We start from the raw sequence: 8,399 nt of genomic DNA on the forward strand, positions 1-8,399 counted from the left end.
CGCTCACCTGGTGAGTTATTGGAGGGGTGCAAAAGCCCAGGCCGGCCTCCATCGATCGGGCCCTGGCCGGTGCCCGATCAGGGCCGGTAGCGCCTCAGGCCGTCGAGGTCCAGCACGCGCAGGCCACCGTAGTCCACCGCGATCAGCTGGGCCTCCTGCAGGTGCTTCAAGGCCTCGTTGACCCGCTGGCGCGAGAGGCCCACCAGCCGGGCCAGCTCCTGCTGCGTGATGCGCAGCATGCCGCCCACGCCGGGGTAGAGCAGGGGGTTGAAGAGGGCGGCGAGGTTGCGGGCCACGCGCAGGTCGGGATCGGAGATGCGGTCGATCTCGCGGGCCGCGATGAACTGCCCCAGCCGCTCGTTGAGCTGGTTCAGCACGAAGCGGTTGAAGGCCAGGCTGGTCTCGAGCAGGGTGTGGAAGGTCTCGATGGGCAGGCCGGCCACGGTGCTCTTGCGCAGGGCCTGGATGTTGTAGCGGTAGACCTCGCGCTTGAGCAGGGTGCCCTCGCCGAACCAGCCGCCGGGCGGCACGCCGGTGAAGGTGATGGACTGCGCGGCGGCGTCGTCATTGCTCATCTTCAGCAGGCCGTCGACCACGCCGAACCAGAAGTTGGCCGGCTTGCCGATGCGGCAGACCCGCTCGCCCACCTCGGCCTCGCCGATCTGCAGGTGGGCGATGGCCAGCTGCCGGTGCTCCTCGTCCAGCACCCGCAGCCAGGGGATGGCCGCCAGTTCGCTGGCGCTGGCGGCGCGGGCGCGCTGGCGCAGGGTCAGGTGTTGCGGGAGGGTGGCCGGCGGGGGCAGGTCGTGCAGGGGGCTGGTGCGCATGGTCCCGTATTCATCGCCGCTGCGCATGACAGGAGCCTGACGCGACCGTGATCTGCGCCCCCGGGAAAACGCCCGGTGTGATTTCTCTCAAATGTCGTTCCAGCGACAACACGACGTCAAAGTAAAGGTCTAGCATTGCTGCCAACAAAGTCGGGCGAGCGCCATCCAGGCGACGACCCGGATACCAGGAGACAAAGGTGAGCAGTTCTGCGGCGACGACCTTTCCCCGGCTCTTGCTGGCCCACGCCCAGCAGCGTCCTGAAGACGCGGCCCTGCGCGAGAAGGAATACGGCATCTGGCAAAGCTTCAGCTGGCGCCAGCTCGCCGAGATGGTGAAGGCCCTGGCCCACGGCCTGCACCAGGCGGGCGTGGAGCGCGGCCAGCACCTGGTGGTGGTGGGCGAGAACCGGCCACGGCTCTATGCCAGCATGTTGGCGGCCCAGAGCCTGGGCGCCATCCCCGTGCCGCTTTACCAGGACGCGGTGGCCGCCGAGTTCGTCTACCCGCTCAACAATGCCGAGGTGGCCTATGCCATCGTCGAGGACCAGGAGCAGGTGGACAAGCTGCTGGAGATCCGCGAGCAGTGCCCGCAGCTGCGCCACATCTGGTTCGACGACCCGCGCGGCCTGCGCAACTACGATGAACACGGCCTCAACCCGCTGGATGCGTTGATCGCCGCCGGCGAGGCCGAAGCCCGCGCCCATCCGCAGCTCTTCGACCAGTGGGTGGAGGCTGGCCAGTCCGCGGACGTGGCGGCCATGTTCTTCACCTCCGGCACCACGGGCAATCCCAAGGGGGTGGTCCACACCCACGCCACGCTGATCGACCGCGCCCAGGCCGGCGCCCGTTTCGACAAGCTCGGCCCGCACGAGGAAGTGCTGGCCTACCTGCCGCCCGCCTGGATCGGCCAGAACATCTTCAGCTACGCGCAATGGCTGGCCTGCGGCTATGTGGTGAACTGCCCGGAGTCCGCTAGCACGGTGTCCATCGACCTCAAGGAGATCGGCCCCACCTACTACTTCGCGCCGCCACGGGTCTTCGAAGGCCTGCTGACCACGGTGATGATCCGCATGGAGGACGCCTCGGCGCTCAAGCGCGGGCTCTTCCATCGGGCCATGAAGCTGGCGCGGCGCGTGGGCCCCACGCTGATGGACGGCAAGCCCGTGGGCCTGCTGGACCGCCTCAAGTACGCCCTGGGCGACGTGCTGATCTACGGCCCGCTGCGCAACACCCTGGGCTTCTCGCGCGTGCGGGTGGCCTACACGGCGGGCGAGGCCATCGGGCCTGACCTCTTCAGCTTCTACCGCTCCATCGGCATCAACCTCAAGCAGCTCTACGGCTCCACCGAGACCGCCGTCTTCGTGTGCCTGCAGCCCGACCACGAGGCCCGGGCCGACACGGTGGGCGTGCCCATCGACGGCGTGGAGATCAAGCTGGCCGATTCGGGCGAGATCCTCGTGAAGTCGCCCGGCCTGCTCAAGGGCTACTACAAGAACGAGGCCGCCACCGCCGAGGTGCTGACGCCCGAGGGCTGGTACCACACGGGCGATGCCGGCTTCATCGATGCCCAAGGGCACCTGAAGATCATCGACCGCGCCAAGGACGTCGGCCGCATCGTGGGCGGCGCCAACGACGGCGCGATGTTCGCGCCCAAGTACGTGGAGAACAAGCTCAAGTTCTTCTCGCACATCAAGGAGGCCGTGGCCTTCGGCGACCGCCGCGATCGCGTCTGCGCCTTCATCAACATCGACTTCGAGGCCGTGGGCAACTGGGCCGAACGCCGCAACCTGCCCTATGCCGGCTACACCGACCTGGCGGCCAAGCCCGAGGTCTACGAGCTGATCAAGAGCTGCGTGGAGCAGGTCAACGCCGACCTCGCGCAGGACGCGCTGCTGGCCGGCAGCCAGATCACCCGCTTCCTGATCCTGCACAAGGAGCTGGACGCCGACGACGGCGAGCTGACCCGCACCCGCAAGGTCCGCCGCGGCGCCATCGCCGAGAAGTACGGGGTGCTGATCGACGCGCTCTACGAGGGGCGCACGAGCCAGTTCATCGAGACGGCGGTGAAGTTCGAGGATGGCCGCAGCGGCAAGGTCTCGGCGGACCTGAAGATTGCCGACACCCGGACCTTCCCGGCCGTGGGCCGCGCGGCCTGATCACGCCCAGCCACGAAAGCACAAGGCATGAGCACGACTAGCAGCAAGAAGATCGGCGACGTGATCCTGGAGGTCAAGAACATCTCCCTGGCCTTCGGCGGGGTGAAGGCCCTGACCGACATCAGCTTCAACGTCCGCGAGCACGAGATCCGTTCCATCATCGGCCCCAACGGCGCGGGCAAGAGTTCCATGCTCAACTGCATCAACGGGGTCTATCACCCCACGCAGGGGCAGATCAGCTTCAAGGGTCAGACCTTCAAGCACATGAACTCCCGCCAGGTGGCGGAGATGGGCGTCGCGCGCACCTTCCAGAACCTGGCGCTCTTCAAGGGCATGAGCGTGCTGGACAACATCATGGCCGGCCGCACCCTGCACATGAAGAGCAACCTCTTCCAGCAGGCCTTCCGCAACCCCTTCGGCTTCAGCCGGGCCGAGGCCGAGGAGGTGGCGCAGCGCGAGAAGGTCGAGCGCATCATCGACTTCCTCGAGATCCAGCCCTTCCGCAAGACGCCCGTCGGGCGCCTGCCCTACGGCCTGCAGAAACGCGTGGACCTCGGGCGCGCCCTGGCCATGGAGCCGCAGGTGCTGCTGCTGGACGAGCCCATGGCGGGCATGAACGTGGAGGAGAAGCAGGACATGTGCCGCTTCATCCTGGACGTGAACGACGAATTCGGCACGACCATCGTGCTGATCGAGCACGACATGGGCGTGGTGATGGACATCTCCGACCGCGTGGTGGTGCTGGACTACGGCAAGAAGATCGGGGACGGTGTCCCTGACGAAGTCCGCGCCAACGAAGACGTGATCCGTGCCTACCTGGGCACCTCGCACTGAAGGACCACAGCGATGGGATTCCTCATTGAAACCGTGTTCGGCGGCCTGATGACGGGCATGCTGTACTCCCTGATCGCCCTGGGCTTCGTGCTGATCTTCAAGGCCTCGGGGGTCTTCAATTTCGCGCAAGGCGCCATGGTGCTTTTTGCCGCCCTGGCCATGGCGCGCTTCTCGGAGTGGATCCCGAAGTGGCTGGGCTTCGACAACCCGGTGCTGGCCAATGTGCTGGCCTTTGCCGCGGCCTGCGCGGTGATGGTGGCGGTGGCCTGGGCCATCGAGCGCTTCGTGCTGGGCAAGCTCGTGAACCAGGAAGGCATCACGCTCTTGATGGCCACGCTGGGCATCACCTACTTCCTCGAGGGCCTGGGCCAGACCCTGTTCGGCTCGGACATCTACAAGATCGACATCGGCCTGCCCAAGGACCCGCTCTTCCTCTTCGAGAAGACCTTTGAAGGCGGCGTGCTGGTCAACAAGGAGGACCTGGTTGCGGCCCTGATCGCCGCCGGCCTGGTGGCCCTGCTGGCCCTCTTTTTCCAGAAGACGGCCACGGGCCGTGCGCTGCGTGCGGTGGCGGATGACCACCAGGCGGCGCAGTCCATCGGCATCCCGCTGTCGCGCATCTGGATCATCGTGTGGAGCGTGGCGGGCTTCGTTGCGCTGGTGGCCGGCATCATCTGGGGCTCCAAGCTGGGCGTGCAGTTCTCGCTCTCGCTGGTGGCGCTGAAGGCGCTGCCGGTGGTGATCCTGGGCGGCCTGACCTCGGTGCCGGGCGCCATCATCGGCGGGCTGCTGATCGGCGTGGGCGAGAAGGTCTCGGAGGTCTACCTCGGCCCCGCGCTGGGCGGCGGCATCGAGATCTGGTTTGCCTATGTGCTGGCCCTCGTCTTCCTGCTGGTGCGGCCGCAGGGCCTGTTCGGCGAGAAGATCATCGACCGCGTCTGAGCGACCAGAACAAGAAAGCAGGAGACACCCATGCTCTACCGCGAGAACGGCCAGTTCAAGACGAGCTACAGCGCCGACAGCCAGATCTTCCCCATCCGCCAGGACGCCATCTTCATCGTGCTGCTGCTGGCCCTGGCCTTCGTCGGGGTGCCACTGCTGGCCTCGGAATACCTGTTCCGCGCCATCCTGATCCCCTTCCTGATCCTGGGCCTCGCGGCCCTCGGGCTGAACGTGCTGGTGGGCTACTGCGGGCAGATCTCGCTGGGCACCGGCGCCTTCATGGCCGTGGGCGCCTATGCGGCCTACAACTTCCATGTGCGCCTCGAGGGTCTGCCCCTGATCCTCTCGCTGCTGGGCGGCGGTTTCTGCGCCACGGTGGTGGGGGTGTTCTTCGGCATTCCCTCGTTGCGCATCCGCGGGCTCTACCTGGCCGTGGCCACGCTCGCGGCGCAGTTCTTCTGCGACTGGGCCTTCCTGCGCATCAAGTGGTTCACGCATGACTCGAGCTCGGGCAATGTCTCGGTCTCGGACCTGCAGGTCTTCGGCCTGCCCATCGAGACGCCGGTGCAGAAGTACCTCTTCTGCCTCAGCGTGCTGGCGCTGTTCGCGCTGCTGACCAAGAACCTGGTGCGCTCGGCCGTGGGCCGCGAGTGGATGGCCATGCGCGACATGGACGTGGCCGCCAGCGTGATCGGCATCCGCCCGGTCTACGCCAAGCTCAGCGCCTTCGCGGTGTCCAGCTTCATCGTGGGCGTGGCCGGCGCGCTGTGGGGCTTCGTGCACCTGGGCTCCTGGGAGCCGGCCGCCTTCTCCATCGACCGCAGCTTCCAGCTCCTGTTCATGGTGATCATCGGCGGCCTGGGCTCGATCTCCGGCGCCTTCTTCGGCGCGGCCTTCATCATCGTGCTGCCCATCCTGCTGAACCAGATTCCGCACTGGCTGGGCATCCCGCTGGGCACCGAGACGGCGGCGCACCTGGAGTTCATGATCTTCGGCGCGCTGATCGTCTTCTTCCTGATCGTCGAGCCGCACGGCATCGCGCGCCTGTGGGCCACCGCGAAGGAGAAGCTGCGCCTCTGGCCCTTCCCGCATTGATTCTTTCCGCTTCGATTCAAAACAGCACCACGAGTGCAAACGCCAAGGAGACAGGCACCATGTTGAAACTGAAGTCGCTTGCAATTGCCGCCACCGTCGCGGCCGCCGGCCTGGCAGGCTTGTCCACCTCGGTGGCTGCCGCTGATGCCAAGGAACAGTTCTTCCCCGTGCTGGTGTACCGCACCGGCGCCTACGCGCCCAACGGCACGCCCTGGGCCAATGGCTATGTGGACTACCTGAAGCTGATCAATGCCAAGGGCGGCATCAACGGCGTCAAGATCACCTTCGAGGAGTGCGAGACGGGCTATGCCACCGACCGTTCGGTGGAGTGCTATGAGCGTCTCAAGGGCAAGGGCGCGACGCTGTTCCAGCCGCTCTCGACCGGCGCCACCTTCGCGCTGACCGAGAAGGCGCCCGTGGACAAGATCCCCCTGATCACCGCCGGCTACGGCCGCAGCGAGAGCCAGGACGGCGGCGTCTTCAAATGGAACTTCCCGCTGCTGGGCACCTACTGGGTGGCCGCCGACGTGCTGCTGCAGCACGTGGTCAAGAAGGAAGGCGGCTGGGACAAGATCAAGGGCAAGAAGATCGCCCTGGTCTACCACGACAGCCCCTATGGCAAGGAGCCGATCCCGCTGCTGCAGGAACGCGCCAAGCTGCATGGCTTCGAGCTGCAGCTGCTGCCGGTGACGGCGCCGGGCGTGGAGCAGAAGGCCACCTGGCTGCAGGTGCGCCAGAGCCGCCCGGACTTCGTCTTCCTGTGGGGCTGGGGCGTGATGAACTCCACCGCGCTGAAGGAGGCGCAGGCCACCGGCTACCCGCGCGAGAAGATGTTCGGCGTGTGGTGGGCCGGTGCCGAGCCTGACGTGAAGGACGTGGGCGATGGTGCCAAGGGCTACAGCGCCGTGACCATGCAGCATGGCGCGGAGCCGCAGTCCAAGGTGGTGCAGGACATCCTGAAGGAAGTCTATGCCAAGGGCCAGGGCACGGGGACCAACAAGGAAGAGGTGGGCCAGGTGCTGTACATGCGCGGCCTGCTGTCCGCGGCCATGGGCGTGGAGGGCGTGCGCCGCGCGCAGGAACGCTTCGGCAAGGGCAAGGTCATGACGGGCGAGCAGGTCCGCTGGGGTCTGGAGAACCTGGCACTGGACCAGAAGAAGCTCGACGCCCTGGGCCTGGCCGGCGTGATGCGTCCGGTCTCGACCTCCTGCGCCGACCACATGGGCGCCAACTGGGCCCGCGTGCACACCTGGGATGGCAAGAAGTGGAACTTCGTCGGCGACTGGTACCAGGCGGATGAGCAGATCATCAAGCCGCTGGTGAAGAGCACGGCGGACAAGTACGCGGCCGAGAAGAAGATGCAGCGCAGGACCCCGGAGGATTGCCAGTCCTGAGGACTGGCAATCTCCGGTGCCCCGGTGATTGCATGGGCTCCCACCCCATCCCCGCCCTCCAGGAGGGCGGGGTGAATGGACCACCCCGTACCGACTTCGTCGGCCCCCTCGAGGGGGCGCGCCCGCAGGCTCGGCAAAGCCGAATCCTCGGGCGCCACCCGGCTGGCTCGGAGACCTGCAATGCGGGTGCCGTGTGCAGGCATGGAGAACTGAAATGAGCAATGTGCTTCTGAACGTCAACGGCATCGAGGTGATCTACAACCATGTGATCCTCGTGCTGAAGGGCGTGTCGCTGCAGGTGAAGGAGGGCGGCATCGTGGCCCTGCTGGGCGGCAATGGTGCGGGCAAGACGACCACGCTGCGTGCCGTCTCCAACCTGCTGGAGGGCGAGCGGGGCGAAGTCACCAAGGGCTCGATCGAGCTGCGCGGGGAGCGCATCGAGAAGCTCTCCACCGCCGACATGGTCAACCGCGGCGTGGTGCAGGTGATGGAGGGGCGGCACTGCTTCGCCCACCTGAGCATCGAGGAGAACCTGATGACCGGCGCCTACACGCGGCGCGATGGCAAGGCCGCGGTGCAGCAGACGCTGGAGAAGGTCTACAACTATTTCCCCCGCCTCAAGACCCGCCGCACCAGCCAGGCGGCCTACACCTCGGGCGGCGAGCAGCAGATGTGCGCCATCGGCCGCGCGCTGATGGCCAATCCGAAGATGGTGCTGCTGGACGAGCCCTCCATGGGCCTGGCGCCGCAGATCGTCGAAGAGGTCTTCGAGATCGTGAAGGACCTCAACAGCAAGGAGGGCACCACCTTCCTGCTGGCCGAGCAGAACACCAACATGGCCCTGCGCTACGCCGACTACGGCTACATCCTGGAGAACGGGCGTGTGGTGATGGACGGCGAGGCGAAGGACCTGCGCGAGAACGAGGACGTCAAGGAGTTCTACCTGGGCATGGGCGGCGGGGACCGCAAGAGCTTCAAGGACGTCAAGAGCTACAAGCGGCGCAAGCGATGGCTGGCGTGATGGACCACCCCCTACCGGCTTCGCCGGCCCCCTCAAGGGGGCAACACCGGCCGCCCGGCGGAGCCGGATCGGCGGTGTTCGCGCGGGGCGAGCGCCGGCTGCGCCGAGCGCTCTTTGCATGGAGCGAGGT

7 protein-coding genes are annotated in these 8,399 nt (G+C 66.6%); 6 read left to right on the forward strand and 1 reads right to left on the reverse strand.

Annotated features, from left to right (window positions below):
* Positions 1 to 77 precede the first annotated feature (77 nt).
* Positions 78 to 827, reverse strand: coding sequence for a Crp/Fnr family transcriptional regulator (locus ABDJ40_RS11535; RefSeq protein WP_269629968.1), 750 nt, complete (start codon positions 825 to 827; stop codon positions 78 to 80).
* 197 nt (positions 828 to 1,024) lie between these two features.
* On the opposite strand from ABDJ40_RS11535, the gene ABDJ40_RS11540 reads away from it, so the two are divergent.
* From ABDJ40_RS11540 to ABDJ40_RS11565, 6 genes are all read left to right on the forward strand, one after another.
* On the forward strand, positions 1,025 to 2,983 hold the full coding sequence (locus ABDJ40_RS11540; protein WP_347609796.1) for an AMP-dependent synthetase/ligase: 1,959 nt from the start codon (positions 1,025 to 1,027) through the stop codon (positions 2,981 to 2,983).
* Positions 2,984 to 3,010: 27 nt separating this feature from the next.
* The gene (locus ABDJ40_RS11545) at positions 3,011 to 3,817 is read left to right on the forward strand and encodes an ABC transporter ATP-binding protein (protein ID WP_347609798.1); all 807 of its coding nucleotides are present in this window, start codon (positions 3,011 to 3,013) and stop codon (positions 3,815 to 3,817) included.
* 12 nt (positions 3,818 to 3,829) lie between these two features.
* Positions 3,830 to 4,759 carry a branched-chain amino acid ABC transporter permease gene (locus ABDJ40_RS11550; protein ID WP_347609800.1) on the forward strand — a complete coding sequence of 310 codons (930 nt, stop codon included), beginning with the start codon at positions 3,830 to 3,832 and terminating at the stop codon, positions 4,757 to 4,759.
* A 30-nt stretch (positions 4,760 to 4,789) separates the two neighbouring features.
* Positions 4,790 to 5,854: a branched-chain amino acid ABC transporter permease gene (locus ABDJ40_RS11555; protein ID WP_347609802.1), complete on the forward strand. Its 1,065-nt coding sequence runs from the start codon at positions 4,790 to 4,792 to the stop codon at positions 5,852 to 5,854.
* Positions 5,855 to 5,916: 62 nt separating this feature from the next.
* The gene (locus ABDJ40_RS11560; protein WP_347609825.1) at positions 5,917 to 7,248 is read left to right on the forward strand and encodes an ABC transporter substrate-binding protein; all 1,332 of its coding nucleotides are present in this window, start codon (positions 5,917 to 5,919) and stop codon (positions 7,246 to 7,248) included.
* A 214-nt stretch (positions 7,249 to 7,462) separates the two neighbouring features.
* A complete protein-coding gene (locus ABDJ40_RS11565; protein WP_269629962.1) occupies positions 7,463 to 8,269 on the forward strand; it encodes an ABC transporter ATP-binding protein in 807 nt (268 codons plus the stop codon).
* The last annotated feature ends 130 nt before the right edge of the window (positions 8,270 to 8,399 follow it).

It is taken from the genome of Roseateles flavus, assembly GCF_039872765.1.
Lineage (GTDB): Bacteria > Pseudomonadota > Gammaproteobacteria > Burkholderiales > Burkholderiaceae_C > Roseateles_B > Roseateles_B flavus.